14 protein-coding genes are annotated in these 17477 nt (G+C 64.5%); 4 read left to right on the top strand and 10 right to left on the bottom strand.

Going from position 1 to position 17477, the window contains the following annotated elements; all coding sequences use genetic code 11:
• Nucleotides 1-7: 7 nt before the first annotated feature.
• The 9 genes from IF803_RS17615 to IF803_RS17575 all read right to left on the bottom strand — a co-directional run bounded on the left by IF803_RS17615 (nt 8) and on the right by IF803_RS17575 (nt 12722).
• Nucleotides 8-3265 (bottom strand): transglutaminase family protein, encoded by a 3258-nt coding sequence (locus IF803_RS17615; RefSeq protein ID WP_461192932.1) that lies wholly within the window; start codon nt 3263-3265, stop codon nt 8-10.
• A gap of 225 nt (nt 3266-3490) precedes the next feature.
• Nucleotides 3491-3994 carry a GDSL-type esterase/lipase family protein gene (locus tag IF803_RS17610; protein ID WP_461192931.1) on the bottom strand — a complete coding sequence of 168 codons (504 nt, stop codon included), beginning with the start codon at nt 3992-3994 and terminating at the stop codon, nt 3491-3493.
• 466 nt (nt 3995-4460) lie between these two features.
• Nucleotides 4461-5984 carry a UxaA family hydrolase gene (locus IF803_RS17605; RefSeq protein ID WP_304499333.1) on the bottom strand — a complete coding sequence of 508 codons (1524 nt, stop codon included), beginning with the start codon at nt 5982-5984 and terminating at the stop codon, nt 4461-4463.
• Between the two features lie 205 nt (nt 5985-6189).
• Nucleotides 6190-6966: an HpcH/HpaI aldolase family protein gene (locus IF803_RS17600; protein WP_028338709.1), complete on the bottom strand. Its 777-nt coding sequence runs from the start codon at nt 6964-6966 to the stop codon at nt 6190-6192.
• A gap of 40 nt (nt 6967-7006) precedes the next feature.
• The gene (locus IF803_RS17595) at nt 7007-8092 is read right to left on the bottom strand and encodes a malate/lactate/ureidoglycolate dehydrogenase (RefSeq protein ID WP_028338710.1); all 1086 of its coding nucleotides are present in this window, start codon (nt 8090-8092) and stop codon (nt 7007-7009) included.
• 36 nt (nt 8093-8128) lie between these two features.
• Nucleotides 8129-8857, bottom strand: coding sequence for an ABC transporter ATP-binding protein (locus tag IF803_RS17590; RefSeq protein ID WP_028338711.1), 729 nt, complete (start codon nt 8855-8857; stop codon nt 8129-8131).
• Nucleotides 8857-10629: a branched-chain amino acid ABC transporter ATP-binding protein/permease gene (locus tag IF803_RS17585; RefSeq protein WP_028338712.1), complete on the bottom strand. Its 1773-nt coding sequence runs from the start codon at nt 10627-10629 to the stop codon at nt 8857-8859. Before IF803_RS17585 ends, IF803_RS17590 begins: the two co-directional genes overlap by 1 nt.
• Nucleotides 10626-11501, bottom strand: coding sequence for a branched-chain amino acid ABC transporter permease (locus IF803_RS17580; protein ID WP_028338713.1), 876 nt, complete (start codon nt 11499-11501; stop codon nt 10626-10628). The genes IF803_RS17585 and IF803_RS17580 overlap by 4 nt, the downstream gene beginning before the upstream one ends.
• A gap of 75 nt (nt 11502-11576) precedes the next feature.
• Entirely contained in the window at nt 11577-12722 is a 1146-nt protein-coding gene (locus tag IF803_RS17575) for an ABC transporter substrate-binding protein (protein WP_028338714.1), read from the bottom strand.
• A gap of 289 nt (nt 12723-13011) precedes the next feature.
• Here IF803_RS17575 and IF803_RS17570 point away from each other — a divergent pair, with 289 nt between their 5' ends.
• The gene (locus IF803_RS17570) at nt 13012-14007 is read left to right on the top strand and encodes a GntR family transcriptional regulator (RefSeq protein ID WP_461192930.1); all 996 of its coding nucleotides are present in this window, start codon (nt 13012-13014) and stop codon (nt 14005-14007) included.
• Nucleotides 14008-14032: 25 nt separating this feature from the next.
• Here the strand turns inward: IF803_RS17570 and hpaR are convergent, their stop codons facing one another.
• A complete protein-coding gene (gene hpaR, locus IF803_RS17565) occupies nt 14033-14566 on the bottom strand; it encodes a homoprotocatechuate degradation operon regulator HpaR (protein ID WP_092083320.1) in 534 nt (177 codons plus the stop codon).
• A gap of 110 nt (nt 14567-14676) precedes the next feature.
• Between hpaR and hpaH the strand changes: the two genes are divergently transcribed.
• From hpaH to hpaE, 3 genes are read left to right on the top strand one after another with little or no spacing between them, the layout of a single operon-like run.
• On the top strand, nt 14677-15483 hold the full coding sequence (gene hpaH, locus IF803_RS17560; protein ID WP_411783532.1) for a 2-oxo-hept-4-ene-1,7-dioate hydratase: 807 nt from the start codon (nt 14677-14679) through the stop codon (nt 15481-15483).
• Nucleotides 15484-15504: 21 nt separating this feature from the next.
• Nucleotides 15505-15903 (top strand): 5-carboxymethyl-2-hydroxymuconate Delta-isomerase, encoded by a 399-nt coding sequence (locus IF803_RS17555; RefSeq protein WP_157348156.1) that lies wholly within the window; start codon nt 15505-15507, stop codon nt 15901-15903.
• Entirely contained in the window at nt 15896-17440 is a 1545-nt protein-coding gene (gene hpaE / locus IF803_RS17550) for a 5-carboxymethyl-2-hydroxymuconate semialdehyde dehydrogenase (protein ID WP_461192929.1), read from the top strand. Before IF803_RS17555 ends, hpaE begins: the two co-directional genes overlap by 8 nt.
• Nucleotides 17441-17477 lie beyond the last annotated feature (37 nt).

The following is a 17477-nucleotide window of genomic DNA, read 5'->3' as shown; positions in this document are numbered from 1 at the left end:
GACACAATTAGTGCAGGAGCGGCGTCCGCAAGTCGAGGGTCAAGGGAAACTCAATTGTGCGTTCCTCCGGCGGCGTCTCGATCTTGCCGGGGGTGTGGCCGTGCTCCTGGAAGCGCGCCAGCCGCCGCGCCTCGGCCTCGTAGGAATTGACCGGCTTGGTCTCGTAGTTGCGGCCACCGGGATGGGCAACATGATAGACGCAGCCGCCGAGCGAGCGGCCGTTCCAGGTATCAATCAAGTCAAACGTCAGCGGCGCATGCACGGGAATGGTCGGATGCAGGCCGGAGGCCGGCTGCCAGGCCTTGAAGCGGACGCCGGCGACGGCCTCGCCGGCACGGCCGGTCTCGGTCATCGGCATCCGCCTGCCGTTGCAGGTGATGACGTGGCGGCCCTCGACGAATCCGGTCGCCTTCACCTGCAGCCGCTCGACCGACGAATCGACGTAGCGCACGATGCCGCCCGAGGTGCCCTCCTCGCCCAGCACATGCCAGGGTTCGAGCGCCTGGCGCAGCTCGAGACCCACGCCGCCATGATGAACGCGGCCGAAGGCGGGGAAGCGGAATTCAAGCTGCGCCTGGTACCATTCCGGCTCGACGTCGTAGCCGGATTGCTTGAGCTCGGCGAGCACGCCGAGAAAATCCTCCCAGAGGAAGTGCGGCAGCATGAAGCGGTCATGCAACGCGGTGCCCCAGCGTACGAACTTGCCCTGCTGCGGCTGGCGCCAGAGCTTTGCGATCAGCGCGCGGATCAACAGCTGCTGCGCCAGCGACATCCGCGGATCTGGCGGCATCTCGAGCGCACGGAATTCGACGAGGCCAAGCCGGCCGGTCGGGCCGTCGGGCGAATAGAGCTTGTCGATGCAGATCTCGGCGCGATGGGTGTTGCCGGTGATGTCGACCAGGATGTGCCGGAACAGGCGATCGACCAGCCACAACGGCGCATCCATGCCCGGCGGCGGCACGTGCGACAGCGCGATCTCGAGCTCATAGAGCCCGTCATGCCGCGCCTCGTCGATGCGCGGCGCCTGGCTGGTCGGGCCGATGAACATGCCGGAAAACAGATAGGACAGCGACGGATGCCGCTGCCAGTACAGCACGAGGCTCTTCAAGAGATCAGGCCGGCGCAGGAACGGTGAATCCTCCGGCTTGCCACCGCCGACCACGACGTGGTTGCCGCCGCCGGTGCCGGTGTGGCGGCCATCGATCAGGAAACGGTTGGCCCCTAACCGCGTCTTCGCGGAATCCTCATAGAGGCCGAGCGTGATGTCGACGGCCTCGCGCCAGCTTTGTGCCGGCTGCACATTGATCTCGATCACGCCGGGGTCCGGCGTCACCTTGATCACCTCGATGCGCGGATCGAAAGGCGGCGCGTAACCCTCGACGTGCACCTGCAGCTGCAGCTCCTCGGCGGCGGCTTCGATCGCTGCGATCAGGTCGAGATAATCCTCGACCTTTTCGACCGGCGGCATGAAGGCGCACAGCACGCCGTCGCGAACCTCGATCGACATCGCGGTGCGCACCGGCAGCGGCTCGGGAATCTCCTTCAATGCCCGCTGCAGCTCTTCGGAGAGCACGTCGCGCGGCGCCATCGGATCGCGCTCGACGACGTAGGGATAATCGTCCGGCGGGACATATTCGAGCGAGGAGATCGGAAGCCGCAAGCCCAGCGGGGAGTCGCCGGGCGACAGGAACAGGTGGCTGCGCCGGATCTTCCAACGCTCGCTGCGCCAGCGTGCCGGCAGGCGATCGCCAAGTGGCGTCCAGCGCTGGATCGGCAGCACGTAGCCTTTCGGTGTGGTCAGGCCCTCGTCGAACACCCGCGCAAGGCGCGCGCGCTCTTCCGGATCGGTCAGTTTGGAATTCGCAGGGGTCACATTGGCCGGCAGGCCGGCCTCACGCTGCAGCCAGAAGGCGGGATCTTCATAGGCGGGCATGGCATAATCGGCGCTGAGACCGAGCCTCGCTGCAGTCGCCTCGACGAAACGTCTGGCTTCCGCGATCTCGGCCTTGCGCGAATTCTCGATGCCAGCGATCAGCTCGGCATTCTTCCAGATCGGCTTGCCGTCCTTGCGCCAGTAGAGACCGAAGGCCCAGCGGGGCAGGCTCTCGCCGGGATACCATTTGCCCTGGCCGTAGTGCAGCAGGCCGCCGGGCGCGAACCGGGTGCGCAGCTTGCGGATCAATTCATCGGCGAGCGCGCGCTTGGTCGGACCGACGGCGGCGACATTCCACTCCGGCGCTTCCAGATCGTCGACCGAAACGAAGGTCGGCTCGCCGCCCATGGTCAGCCGCACATCGTCCTTCTTCAGATCGACATCGACCTGCTCGCCGAGCCGGTCGAGCCGCGCCCAGGATTGATCTGAGAATGGTTTGGTGATGCGCGGCGCCTCGCCGATGCGCTTGACACTCATCTCAAAGCCGAACTCGACATTGGCAACACCTGCGGTGCCGGTCACCGGCGCCGCCGAGCGATAGTGCGGCGTGGCGCAGACCGGGATGTGCCCCTCGCCAGTCAGCATGCCGGAGGTGACGTCGAAACCGATCCAGCCGGCGCCCGGCAGGTAGACCTCGGCCCAGGCGTGCAGGTCGGTGAAATCGCTCACGACCTCACGCGGCCCCTCGAGCGGATCGATGTCCGGCCGCAACTGAATGAGGTAACCGGAGACGAAACGCGCGGCGAGCCCGAGGTGGCGCAGCGTCTGGATCAAGAGCCACGCCGAATCGCGGCAGGAGCCGGAGTCCGCGGCCAGCGTCTCCTCCGGCGTCTGGATGCCGGCCTCCATGCGGATCACGTAGCCGATCTTCTTTTGCAGCTGCGCGTTCAGCTCGACCAGGAAGTTGACGGTGCTGTCGGCCTGGCGCGGAATCTCCTTCAGGTAAGCCGCGAGCAGTGGCCCGGGCGCATCGGTCTCCAGATAGGGCGCGAGCTCGGTCTTGAGATCGCCGGGATATTCAAACGGAAAGCTGTTGGCATAGGGCTCGACGAAGAAGTCGAACGGATTGACCACCGTCATGTCAGCGGTGAAGTCGACCTCGACCTTGAGCTCGGTGGTCTTCTCCGGAAAGACATAGCGCGCCAGCCAGTTGCCCTGTGGGTCCTGCTGCCAGTTCACGAAGTGATTGGCGGGCGTGACCTTGAGCGAATAGCTCGTGATCGGCGTGCGCGTATGCGGCGCGGGCCGGAGCCGGATGGTCTGAGGCCCGAGATCGATCGGCCGGTCGTATGTGTAGTGCGTGACGTGATGCAGTGCGACGGATATCGACACGGACCGAGGACTCCAGCAGCTTTTTTGAGCAGAACACTGGTTCCGGTCGACATCAAGCACTAACAACGGGCACGGGGTGCCCAAGGTAAGGGCGTGATCCGTAGCTCGGATGGAGCGAAAGCGAAATCCGGGATCTTCTCCGCAGAAAGAATCCCGGATTGCGCGGAGCCTGTCATCGGGCGCGCATTCGCGCGACCCGTTGGCTTCATCCGGGCTACGCGATTGCTAGCGGCCGATCGCGCCGGATACCTGCGAGGCGAGCTGCTCGGCGAGCATATGATAGCCCTCGGGCGTCAAATGCACACCATCGGGCTGATGGGGAAGTCCGCCCAGCATCCCGTTCGGGAGCATGATCACCGCGATGCCACGGGCGCTGAGGCGACTTTGAATATCCGCTGTCCGGTCAGGGCTGCCCTTGCGTCGATCATTGCCGCCTGGCTGCAAGATAACCGCGCGGATCCCGTTCGGGACGGCGCGGTCCAGGCGTTGCAGCATCCCTTCCGTGGTGTCGCCGTTGATGCCGGCGTTCACGACACGGACATTCAGTCCCTTCGCCCGCAAGATCGCTTCGAGCTGCGCGGGATAGGCCTGGTTGCGCGCCACGCCCTTGCCATAGGTATTGCTCGCGCCAAGCGCCACGATGGTTGCGGCGTCGGCCAAACCGGCGCCGAGGCTCAAGGCGGCGAGAAATACGAGGCATCCAACAATTCCCAACGGACGCGCGCGCATGCTTCCTCCGTCCAATCCGTAGCCTGGATGGAGCGCAGCGTAGTCCGGGAAGCTTCATTCGCCAACGTGCTTCCTTGTCGTCCCTGCGAAAGCAGAGACTCATAACCAACGGCCGTGGTGATGCGGAAGGTGTCTGCCACCGCCTTTAATCGATAGATCACGCGGGTATGGGTCCCGGCCTTCGCCGGGACGACAGCGAGAATGCGGCGTGGATTGTAGCTCCTAAGCCTGTAGCCCGGATGGAGCCAACGGGTCGCGCGAATGCGCGCCCGATGACAGGGTCCGCGCAACCCGGGAAGGCTGTTCGGTAAAGGTTGTCGTCCCTGCGAAAGCAGGGACCCATACCGCGTGATCCTATTGATGAAAGACGGTGGCAGACACCTTTCACATAACCACAGCCAGTGGTTATGGGTCCCTGCTTTCGCAGGGACGACACTGGAGTACAGGCTACATCGTAGCCTCTCACTTACATCGTCGCGCCGAGCACCCACGGCGCGAATTCGGCGCCGCCGAAATCAAAGCTCTCGCTCTTGGTCGGCTGGCCCGAGGCGGTCTTGAGGATGAGGTCGAAGATGCGCTGGCCGCATTCCTGCACGCTCTCCTCGCCGTCGAGGATGGTGCCGCAATTGACGTCCATGTCGTCTTCCATCCGCTTGTACATCGGCGTGTTGGTGGCGAGCTTGATCGACGGCGCCGGCTTGCAGCCGAACACGCTGCCGCGGCCGGTGGTGAAGCAGACGAGGTTGGCGCCGCCGGCGACCTGCCCGGTCGCGGCGACCGGGTCGTAGCCGGGCGTGTCCATGAACACAAAACCCTTCTTGGTGACGGGCTCGGCGTAGTTGAGGACGTCGACGAGATTGGTGCTGCCGGCCTTGGCCATCGCGCCCAGCGACTTCTCCAGGATGGTAGTGAGGCCGCCGGCCTTGTTGCCGGGGCTCGGATTGGCGTTCATCTCGGCGCCCTCACGCTGGGTGTACTCCTCCCACCAGCGCATCAGGCCGACCAGCTTCTCGCCGACCTCGCGGCTGACGGCGCGGCGAGTCAGCAGATGCTCGGCGCCATAGGTCTCCGGCGTCTCCGAGAGGATCACGGTGCCGCCGTGACGGACCAAGAGGTCGCTCGCCGCGCCGAGCGCCGGATTGGCCGACACGCCGGAATAGCCATCCGAGCCGCCGCATTGCAGCGCCACGGTGAGCTCGCTCGCCGGCACCGCCTCGCGCTTGACCTTGTTGGCATCGGCGAGCGCTTCCTTCACGAAGGCAACGCCGGCTTCCACCGTCTTGCGGGTGCCGCCGACCTCCTGGATGTCCATCGCGCGCAGCCGGCCCGCAAGCTTCTGCTCCTGCATCAGGCCGCCGATCTGGTTCACCTCGCAGCCGAGGCCGAGCACGATGACGTTGGAGAAATTGACGTGACGCGCATAGCCGCCGAGCGTGCGGCGGAGCAGCGCCAAGGGCTCGTCCTGGGTCATGCCGCAGCCGGTCTTGTGGGTCAGCGCGACGACACCGTCGACATTCGGGAAATCGGCGAGCGGATTGTCGCCGGTGAACGGGTTCTTCTTGAACATGTCGGCCACGATGCCGGCGACATGGGCGCTGCAATTCACCGAGGTAAGGATGCCGATATAGTTACGGGTGGCGACGCGGCCGTCAGCGCGGCGGATGCCTTCGAACGTCGCCGGCAGATCGAAGTTCGGCACCGGCTTGACGTCGACGCCATAGGCATAGTCCTTGGCGAAATCGCCCATGCCGCAGTTCTGGGTATGCACGTGCTGGCCGGGCGCGATCGCCTGGGTCGCAAAGCCGATGATCTGGCCGTAGCGCCTGATCGGCTCGCCTTGCGCGATCGGCTTGATCGCGACCTTGTGGCCGGCCGGAATGCGATCGACCGTCGTGACGCCCTCGGTCACCTCAAGCCCCGGCGGCAGGCTCGCGCGCGCGATCAGGACGCTGTCGTCGGCGTGCAGGCGGATCACTTGTGCCGAGGCCATGGGAGTTCTCCTTCGTCTTTTCTTCACCTCTCCCCGTCCTTTACGGGGAGAGGTCGGATCGCGTCGGCGATCCGGGTGAGGGGCGAGGCACAATGTCACTTACAACGATGGTGCTCGCCGGATAGAGGCCCCTCACCCCAACCCTCTAAGAGCCAGCTTCGCTGGTCTCGACCCCGTGAAGAACGGGAAGAGAGAGAGGATCAGCTTACGCCTTGCCGCCGGACTTCTCGCGGGTCGCGTTGACCTGCATCTTGGCGTAGACCTGCATCAGGCCGACCTCGTTCGACAGCGTCACGAGCTTGAAGCCCATGTTGATCGCGCGCACCGCGCCGTCGGCGCCCGAGCAGTGGATTCCCGGATTGAGGCCGCGCTTGCCGCACTCCTTGATGATCTTCTCATAGATCTTGAGGATCTCCGGCTCGTCGCGATCGAGCTTCGGCACCAGGCCGTAAGAGAAGCCAAGATCGGACGGGCCGATATAGACGCCGTCGATGCCTTCGACATCGAGGATCGCCTCCATGTTCTCGACCGCGGTCTTGGTCTCCATCATCGGCAGCAGCACGATCTCGTCGTTGGCGGTCTGCTGATAGGTGCCGGCCGAGCCGTACATGCCGGCGCGGATCGGGCCGTTGGAGCGTACGCCCTTCGGCGGATACTTGGCGTAGGAGACGAGGTTCTTGGCTTCCTGCGGTGTGTTGACCATCGGGCAGATCACGCCATAGGCGCCGCCGTCCAGCACCTTGCCGATGATGCCAGGCTCGTTCCAGGGCACGCGGACCATCGGAGTGACCGGATGGGCGTGCATCGACTGGAAGCATTGCACCATCGACTGATAGTCCTGCACACCATGCTGCATGTCGACGGTGACGCTGTCGAAGCCACACTGCGCGATCACCTCGGCTGAAAACCCGGAGGGAATCGCGAGCCACGCGTTCACCACCGCCTTGCCGGATGCCCAGACTTGCTTGACCTTGTTTGCCATTGATCGCGTTTCCCTTTGCGGTTTATTGGGGGACGAGCCTTCAGCTGGTCGCCCGCTGGATAGAAACTTCGCTGACGCCGACTTCGCGCGCGGTATTCACTATCGCCGCCCAGGTGTCGTCAGGCAAGGGGATGCCGTTCCTGGTGCGATCGGCACGGGTTTTCCGCTCGGGATCGCCCGGAACCAGCACGGAATCTGTTCCCGCGATCGGCTTGGTGGCGCGGATGAAATCAGTGTAGCGGGTGATTTCGCCATCGAAGAAATTGCTGGTGTCGATCACTTTGGGGTCGATGTAGAACGCCATCATGCCGTTGGCGAAGCGCCGGTCCGACGACGTCGCACCGGTGCCGGTCAGCGCGCCGCCGAGCAGTTCGCAGATGAAGGCGAGACCCGAGCCCTTGTGATCGCCGAAGGCGCGGATCGCGCCAGTTCCCTTGGTGTGGTCGCGCGGTCCGTCCGGCGTGTACGGACCATACAGCACGTGCGGATCCTCGCTCAGCGTGCCGTCGGCATCGACGAGCGCGCCGATCGGCAGCTTCTTGCCGCCGCGGCTTGCCACCAGGCACTTGCCCTCGGCGACAACCGAGGTCGCAAAATCGAGCACGATCGGATCCTGGCCCTGACGCGGAATGCCGACGCAATACGGCGCCGTGGACAGGCGCTTCTCGACGCCGCCGTAAGGCGCGACCAGCAACGAGCCCGCCGCGGTCACGAAATGAATTGAAACAAGACCTTCAGCGGCGGCCATCTCGGCCCAGTCGCCGACGCGGCCGAGATGGCCGGAGTTGCGCAGCGCGACCGCGGCGAGCCCCGCCTTCTTGCACTTCTCGATGCCGAGCTTGACCGCAACCGGCGTGACGGTCTGGCCATAACCGAACTTGCCGTCGACCACCGCGAGCGACGGCGTGTCGACCACCACCTCGGGAGTCTGGTTCGGCACGATCGAGCCCATCTTCTTCCACCTGACATAAACAGGCACGCGGATCACCCCGTGGCTGTCGTGACCTGTAAGATTCGCGGTCGTCAGATAGGTCGCAATGCGCTTCGCCTCTTCCGGAGAGGACTCCGAATGGGAAAACACCTCGGACACGAAGTTGATGAGGTTATCGACCTTGATGGTGACCATGAAAAACCAGCTCGCTCAGTAAAGCACGGGACGTTGTCAGGCGTGGGTCTTGGCGTGGCCGCCGAGATAGGCCGCGGCGATGGCTTCATTGCCCCACAATTCGTCGGGCTTGCCGCCCAGCACGATCCGTCCTGTTTCCAGGACGAAGCCGTGATCGGCAACCGAGAGTCCCATGCGCGCATTTTGCTCGACGAGCAAGACCGTGGTGTCCTTCCTGATCTGCGAAATAATGCGGAACACCGACTGCACGATGACGGGCGCCAGCCCGAGCGACGGTTCGTCGAGCAGCAGCAGCCGAGGCTTGGCCATCAGGCCGCGCGCCACCGCGACCATCTGCAGCTGGCCGCCGGACAGCGTCCAGCCGAGCGCGTTGGAGAAGGCGCGGATGTCCGGGAACAGGTCGAACATCGCGTCGGCCTCGCGCGAGATCTGCGACGCCGACACCTTTCGGTTCGACGCGCCGAGCATGATGTTCTCTTTCACGGTGAGACCCGGAAACACGCGGCGGCCTTCCGGCACATGCGAGATGCCGAGCCGGACGATCGCTTCCGGCCCGAGGCCGGCGATCGAGTGGCCGTCGAACATAATGTCGCCGGAGGCGGGCTTGGCGAGGCCTGAGATCGCGCGCAACGTGGTCGACTTGCCGGCGCCGTTGGCGCCGAGCAGCGTGACCACCTGCCCCTGCTCCACGGCGATGGTGACGCCGCGCAGCGCCTCGATCTCGCCGTAGCGGACCACGAGATTGCGGATTTCGAGCAGCGGCATCATTCGCTCCCGAGATAGGCGGAGACGACGTCGGGATGGCGCAACACCGCCATGGACTCGCCGTCCGCGATGCGGCGTCCGAAGTTCAGCACGGTGATGTGCTGCGCCGCTTCCGACACCAGCGTCATGTCGTGATCGATGATCAGGATGGTGAGACCCTGGGCTGCGATGCGCTTGAGCAGCTCATGCAACTCCAGCTTCTCGGTCGAGTTGAGGCCGGCGGCCGGCTCGTCGAGCAGCAGCAGCGTCGGGTTCGACGCCAGCGCCCGCGCGATCTCGATCAGCCGCTGGTGGCCATAGGAGAAGCTCGAGATCAATTCGTTGGCGCGGCTGCCGAGGCCGACGAAGGTCAGCGCCTCCATCGCGCGCTCGGTCAGCGCGTCCTCGCCCTTCCCGATCATGGTGTTGCCGGGACGCTCGGCGCCGATCTCGACATTCTCGAGCGCGGTCATCGAGCGGAACAGGCGGATGTTCTGGAAGGTGCGTCCGAGGCCGGCCGCCGTGCGCTGATGCGGCGCCATGTTGGTGATGTCGGTGCCGTCGAGCACGATCCTGCCCGCGGTCGCCTTGTAGAGACCGGACAGCACGTTCAGCGTCGTGGTCTTGCCGGAGCCGTTCGGTCCGATCAGCGCATGCACGCTGCCGCGCTTCACCGCGATATCGACGCCGTCGACCGCCTTGAGGCCGCCGAAATGCTTCGAGAGCCCGGTCACTTCGAGCACGATGTCGCCGCCGGACGTCGCGGGCTTGAGCTGCAAGGCCGCCGCGGCCGGCGGCGCCTTGGTGTGCGCACGCCAACGCGTGAATGCGTCCGACACAAAACCCCAGATACCGTCGGGCATGAAGCGAATGATCAGGATCACGAACAGGCCGTAGATCGCCAGATAAAGTCCCGGCACGCTCTTGAGGAAGCGCAGCCATTCCGGGATCAGGATCAGGAGGCCCGTGCCGATCACCGAGCCGATCGGCGAGGCCACGCCGCCGAGCAGCGACATGGTCAGGAACACGATCGATTCCGCGAACGAGAACTGGTCCGGGCTGACATAGGCGAAGCCGCCGGCGAACAGGCCACCGGCCAGACCGCCGAGCAACGCGCACAGCCCGAAGGCGTAGATCTTGGTGCGGAACACGTCGATGCCGTTGACGCCGGCCGCAAGCTCGTTGTCGCGCACCGCACGCATGGCGCGGCCGAGCTTGGTATCAGGAAGATGCCAGACCAGGTAACCGACGATCGCGAGCATCGCGACGCAGAAGGCCAGATAGCTCTGCGAGGACTGGAACAGCTCGGGCCGGCGAATATTGGCGACGCCGTCCGGCCCGTGGGTCACGCCGATGGCGTTGATCATCACCAGCGTCACGATCTGCTGGAACGAGATCGTCACCATCGCAAGGTAGTGTCCGCCGAGCCGCAGCGTCGACATACCGAGGAAAGCGCCGGCAATCAATGTGATCGCGCAGGCGCCAACCAGGCAGAGCCAGAAGTTCAGATGCAGGTCGGCGGTGCCGAGGCCGACCGCATAGGCGCCGAAGCCGAAGAACGCGGCCTGCGCCAGGTTGATCTGGCCGCACAGGCCGAGCACGACCGACAGCCCGAACACCGCGATCGAGAAAGTCGTGGCCTGCAGCAGGATGTTGAGGATGTAACCGTCGAACCGCATGCCGGCGGCGAGCGCCACCAGCACCGCGGCGCCGATGAAATACGGCAGATGACGGATGATCAGCGGCTTCGAGCGCACGGCCGGCGCGGGGATCATGTTGTCGGTGGCGCTCATGCTTTCTCCGCGACACGTTCGCCGAAGATGCCCTGCGGCCGGAACACCAGGAAAGCGATCAGCACCAGGAAGGCGAAGCCGTCCTTGTACGGCACTGAAATATAGGCTGCACCGAACGTCTCGATGACACCGAGCGCGAGGCCGCCGACGATGGCGCCTGCGACATCACCGAAGCCGCCGATGATGGTCGCGGCAAACGCCTTCAGCGCAATCGTCGAACCCATCTGGATCGAGACGAACAGCACCGGCGCCACCAGGATGCCGGCGAGACCGCCGAGCACGGCCGAATAGATGAAGGTGATCATGATCATGGTGGAAACGGAAATGCCGAGCAGCGAGGCCATTTCCTTGTCCTGCGAGGTCGCCTGCAGCTTCTTGCCGAGCAGCGTCTTCTCGAAGAACCAGAAATTGAACAGCACCAAGAGGATCGTGACGGCGATGATCAGAAGATACTGGCTGTCGAGATAGACCGGACCAAGCTGAATGCCGGGCGTATCGAACCAGCCCTGCAGCACCTGCGGCTGCGGGCCATAGATCGCGAGCACCGAGTTCGACAGCAGGATCGAGGCGCCAATGGTGGCGATGATCACGGGCAGATAGGTGCGATTGCGCAGCGGATAATAGACGCCGAGATTGAAGATGACGCCGAACAACGCCATGCCGGCGAGCGCGATCAGGAACGACAGCCAGTAAGGCCAGCCGAGATCGACCGAGAACACCACCATCAGATAGGCGGCGACCATCGAGAACTCGCCTTGCGCGAAGTTCACCACGTTGGTGGCGCGGAAGATCAGCACGAAACCAAGCGCGACCAGCGCGTAGACCGCGCCGATGCCGATTCCGGTAAAGAGCAGTTGGAGGACGAGATCCATGACGAGCGCTCGATCTGAGATTTGTATCGCGGACGAACGGCCTCTCCGAGATGGCCCGGAGAGGCCGAACCGCTATCAATCGTTGAAGTCGATATGCTTGTCGTAGACGATCTTGCCCTTGTCGTTCTTCACGACGTTGTAGCCGTGCAGACCGTCGCCGTTCTTGTCGAAATTGTATTCACCCTCGGCGCCGGCGAATTTCTGCGTCGCAAGGATGGCGTCGCGGACCTTGTTCGGATCGGTCGAGCCCGCCTTGTTGATCGCCGCCGACAGGATGGTGATCGCATCATAGGGCCAGGCGCTCTGGTTGTCGGGCGCGGTCTTGTAGGCATCGCGATAGGCCTTGCCGAACGCCTTCGCGGCATCGCTCGAGTCCTCGGCGAAGTCGGCGACGCCGTAGGTGTTGAACAGCGCGGGACCGGCGAGCTTGGTCGAGGAGACCGCCACCACCGAGGGCGAGCCGACCCAGGGAATATTTACGCCGAGCTGACGCAGCTGCCGGGCAAAGATGCCGAGATCGTTCTCAAAGGTGAAGTAGGTGCCGAGCACGTCAGCGCCGGACTGCTTCACGGCCAGCACGACCGGCGTGAAGTCCTGGCTCTGGTTGGCATAACCCTGGTCGAGCACCGGCGGCGCGCCGAGCTTGGTCAGCGCTTCGGTGAGCGCCTTGCCCCCCGCAGTGCCGAAGGCGTCGGTGGAATGGACGATCGCCCATTTCTTCTTGCCGAGCGTGTTGACGCCGAAGTCGGCGATCACGCGGCCGGAGTAATTGTCGTTCGGGCGGAAGCGGAACAGCCAGGGATTGCCGGAATGGGTGAGGTCGGGATTGGTGCCGCCGATCATCACCGGCTTGCCGACCTTGATCACGTCGGGCGCCATCGCCTGCACCTGAGTCGAACGGATCGAGCCAAGGAAGGCGACGATGTCGGATTGAGCGGCGAGCTTGGAGAACGCCAGCACGATGCCCGGATTGGTGGTCTGATCGTCCTCGATGACGAGCTCGACCTGCTTGCCGAGCACGCCGCCGGCCTTGTTGACCGCAGCCAGCGCCAGCTTGGCGCCGTTCTGGGCCCACAGCCCCTGCTCCGCCGCCGGTCCGGTCACCGGCACGCACATGCCGATCTTGATCGTCGCACCCTGCGCCCAAGCGCTGCGCATCAGCGCGGGTGCAGCGAGACCTGCCGCCAAGCCGGCGGAAAACTCACGCCTCGTCAGTTTCATTCAATCCTCCCTGTGGTGCGCCGAGCTTGCATGTCGGCTGCGTTGAAACGAGCTGACGCGTCAATCTGCTGCCCTATCCGCAGCCATTGAACGGCGCGGCGAACAAACATCAGCACCGCTGCAGCGCACAAGACGTGCAACGACGACCATCGATCTGGCGTTTGACGTAGCTAACCATGATTGCACATTGCACGCAATAGCCAAAAGTTCGCTGGCAGCGGTGCGTAAATGCCTGCTACCAACGACCGTGGCGCGATCACGTGTTAGTGTGACCGGCGGGCAGTCATCGATGTCGATTCCAAGAGCGAAATCGCAGACCAGACGGAAGCAGCCGGCCTACGCGCTGATCAAGAGCGCATTGGCAAAGCACATCCGCGCCGGTGACGTGCCACCTGGCACGGTTCTTTCCGAATCGGCGATCGCGACCTTGTTCGGCTCCAGCCGCTCTCCGGTGCGGCAGGCTTTCGAACAGCTCGAGCATATCGGCCTGGTGCGCCGGTTCGACGGTCGCGGCGTCATCGCCGGCAAGCGCAAGGTCGACCCTCGGCGCGTCCCGATCACGCCGGAAATGTTTGGGCTGACCGACGGCCCCGTCGACGCCGTGCGCAGCGACGCCTGGGATACTCTCTACTACAAGCTCGAACGTGAGATCATTTACCGGTCGCTGTTCGGACGCTTCCGCGTCAGCGAGCTCGCATTGGCGCGGCATTTCCGGGTGGGGCGCACGGTGGCGCGCAACCTGCTGTTACGTGCGCAGGCGATCGGCATCCTCGAGAAAGGCGCCAAGGCGCACTGGTACGTGGTGCCGTTGGACGAGGACCGCCTCCGCGACATCTTCGAGGTGCGCGCAACGCTCGAGCCGCTGCTCCTTAAATCCGCGACGGCAACGATTCCTGCCGCCCTGCTCGACCGGATGGCGGAGCGGCTGCGCGAGGGAATCCAGTATCGCGACCGCGTCGGCGTCGGCGAACTCGATGAGATCGAAGGCGACCTCCATATCCGCTGCCTGGGTTACGGCGCCAATCGCGAGATGATCGAAGCCCTCAAGCGCACCCACTGCGCGTTCGTGATCGGCAAGCACATTCAGGTCGCCCTGACCGCGCCGCAGATCGATTCCTTCATGGACGAGCATCTGGTGATCATCGAGGCTTTGCGCATGCGTGACGGCGACGCGGCGGCAGCCATCTTGCGCCGCCATATCGAATGGTCCCACTCGAAGGTCGCGGGCTGGATTGCCGAATTCCGCGCCATCAACGTGATTTCGCGCGTACCCTACATGACCTGAGCGCGAATGCCGCGCATGATCGCAACTACTCGTCAGCCTCGACCTCGGCGTCATCGGCCGAGCCCATTCCGGCCAGGCTCGCTTCGAGCGCGCCCAGCATCTCCTGCAATTCGGCAAGCTTGCGCGCCCCGAAGCGCCGGGTGATCTCGGCATAGATCGTCTCCGACGTCGGCGCCACCGCCTCGATCAGCTTCAACCCCTTGGCGGAGATCGAGACCACCGCGCGCCGCGCGTCGTTCTCAGCCGCCTTGCGCTCGATCAACGCGCGGCCCTCGAGATCGCGAAGGATTCGCGACAGGCTCGGGCCGAGCAGAAACGCCATGCGGGCGAGCTCGGTGACCTCGATCTCGTCGACCGCGGTGAGCGCGCGCAGGATCCGCCATTGCTGCTCGGTCAGCCCGTGATTGCGCAGCGACGGTCGGAATTGCCGCATCACCGCCTCGCGCGCGCGGAGCAGCGACATCGGCAGCGAGCGCGAGAACTCGCGCATCGGGGTCCGTCGCGCCGCCGCGTCGTCGCCCTGCCCCGGCCGAATGTCGTTCGAATTTTTGCGCGCCATTACCTAATCCTGCGCAACGAAATTTTGCGTTGCAACATGCCTTGATTCAGTTTGCGGGAATTCACTTAACATGTTAATCATCTCCCGACATCCACTTTTGTGTAGCACGCATGGCCCTCTCCAAGGACGATATCCGCGCTGCCGCCGAACGGCTCGACGGCGCGGAAAAGACCCGTAAGCAAATCCGCCAGCTCTCTCTGGAATACCCCCGCATCACCCTCGAAGACGCCTACGCGATTCAGAAGGCTTGGGTCGAGATGAAGGTGGAGCAGGGCCGCGTCGTCAAGGGCCACAAGATCGGCCTGACCTCGAAGGCGATGCAGAGCGCGCTCAATATCGACGAGCCCGATTCCGGAATCCTGCTCGACGACATGTTCTTCGCCGATGGCGGCCTGGTGCCAAGCGACCGCTTCATCGCCACCCGCGTCGAGGCCGAGCTTGCCTTCGTGATGAAGCATCGTCTGGCCGGGCCGAACTGCACGCTGTTCGATGTGCTGAACGCCACCGATTTCGTGGTACCGGCGCTGGAGATCCTGGATACCAGGGTCGAGCGCGTCGATCCCGAGACCAAGGCGATGCGGAAGATCTTCGACACCATCGCCGACAACGCCGCCAATGCCGGTATCGTGCTCGGCGGCCGGCCGATCCGCCCGCTGGACGCCGACCTGCGCTGGATCGGCGCTCTGTGCTTCCGAAATGGTCAGCTCGAGGAAACCGGTCTGGCCGCCGGCGTGTTGAATCATCCGGCGACCGCGGTGGCGTGGCTGGCCAACAAGATCGCGCCGAACGGACTGGCGCTGGAGGCCGGCCAGGTCGTGCTGGCGGGCTCCTTCATCCGTCCGATCGAGACCCGCAAGGGCGACACCATCCAGGCCGATTACGGACCGTACGGTTCCGTAAGCTGCTACTTCGCCTGACGCCTTCAGCAGGAGCGCTGCATGCCGCATTTCACGCTTGAATACTCCGCCAATCTCGACGATCTCGTCGACATGGGCGCGACGGTCGAACTGGTCCGCAAGGCCGCGGTCGAGACCGGCATCTTCCCGCTCGGCGGCATCCGCGTCCGCGCCGTCAGATGCGAGCACTATGCGATCGCCGACGGCCGCAAGAATTACGGCTTCCTCGACATGGTGCTGCGGCTCGGCGAAGGCCGCGATCTCGCCACCCGCAAGAAGGCCGGCGAGCACATCTTCAAGGCGCTGTCGGCCCATCTCGATCCGGTCTTCGCCAACAGCAAATTCGCTTTGTCGTTCGACATGCAGATCAACGACAAGGACACCAGCTGGAAGCGCAATAACATCCACGATGCACTGAAGGTGGAGACGGTCAATGGATAAAGCCACCCCGAAATCGTCAGCCGACGTGTTCCAGGCCAACCGCGATCGCGCCGGCCCACTGCTTGCAAAGCTGAAAGCCGAAGGCATCGGCCATGTGATCGACGGCAAGATCGTGCCGGCGGCCTCCGGGCAGATTTTTGAGACGAAATCGCCGATCGACGGCACGGTGCTGGCGACGGTCGCGCGCGGCAATTTCGAGGATATCGACCGTGCCGCGACCGCGGCGTCCAAGGCCTTCAAGGCCTGGCGCGACATGCCGGCGGCGCAGCGCCGCAAGCTGCTGCATCGCGTCGCCGATGCGATCGAGGCGCGGGCCGACGACATCGCCGTGCTCGAATGCATCGACACCGGCCAGGCGCACCGCTTCATGGCCAAGGCCGCGATCCGCGCCGCGGAGAATTTCCGCTTCTTCGCCGACAAATGCGGCGAGGCCCGCGACGGCCTCAACACGCCCTCGGAAGAGCACTGGAACATCTCGACCCGCGTGCCGATCGGCCCGGTCGGCGTGATCACGCCGTGGAACACGCCGTTCATGCTCTCGACCTGGAAGATCGCACCCGCCCTCGCCGCGGGTTGCACCGTGGTGCACAAGCCGGCGGAATGGTCGCCGGTAACCGCCGATCTGCTGGTCAAACTCGCAAAACAGGCCGGCATCCCCGACGGCGTGCTCAATACCGTGCATGGTTTCGGCGAAGAGGCCGGCAAGGCGCTGACCGAGCACCCCGCCATCAAGGCGATCGGCTTCGTCGGCGAAAGCGCGACGGGCTCGGCGATCATGGCGCAGGGCGCACCGACCCTGAAGCGGGTGCATTTCGAGCTCGGCGGCAAGAACCCGGTGATCGTATTCGACGACGCCGATCTCGACCGCGCGCTCGATGCGGTCGTGTTCATGATCTACTCGCTCAATGGCGAGCGCTGCACGTCGTCGAGCCGGCTGCTGGTTCAGGAGAGCGTCGCCGGCAAGTTCATCGAGAAACTGACCCAACGCGTGAAGGCGCTGAAGGTGGGTCACCCCCTCGATCCCGCAACCGAGATCGGGCCGTTGATCCATGAGCGGCATCTCGCCAAGGTGTGCAGCTATTTCGACGTCGCCAAGAACGACGGCGCGACGATCGCAGTCGGCGGCCAGCCGCATGACGGCCCCGGCGGCGGCCACTATATGCAGCCGACGCTGGTCACCGGCGCCAACGCCAAGATGCGCGTCGCGCAGGAAGAGGTGTTCGGCCCGTTCCTGACCGTCATCCCGTTCAAGGACGAGGCTGAGGCCATCGAGATCGCCAATGGCGTGCAATACGGCCTGACCGGCTATGTCTGGACCGGCGACATGGGCCGCGCGCTGCGGGTGGCGGATGCGCTGGAAGCCGGCATGATCTGGCTCAACTCGGAAAACGTCCGCCATCTGCCGACCCCGTTCGGCGGCATGAAGTCGTCAGGCATCGGCCGCGACGGCGGCGACTATTCGTTCGACTTCTACATGGAAACCAAGCACGTCTCGCTCGCGCGTGGGACGCACAAGATTCAGAAACTGGGAATTTAGCCAGCCGTCGTTCCGGGGCTCGCGAAGCGAGAACCCG

The organism is Bradyrhizobium sp. UFLA06-06, from assembly GCF_054820065.1.
This window is presented reverse-complemented; position numbering and strand designations above follow the sequence as displayed.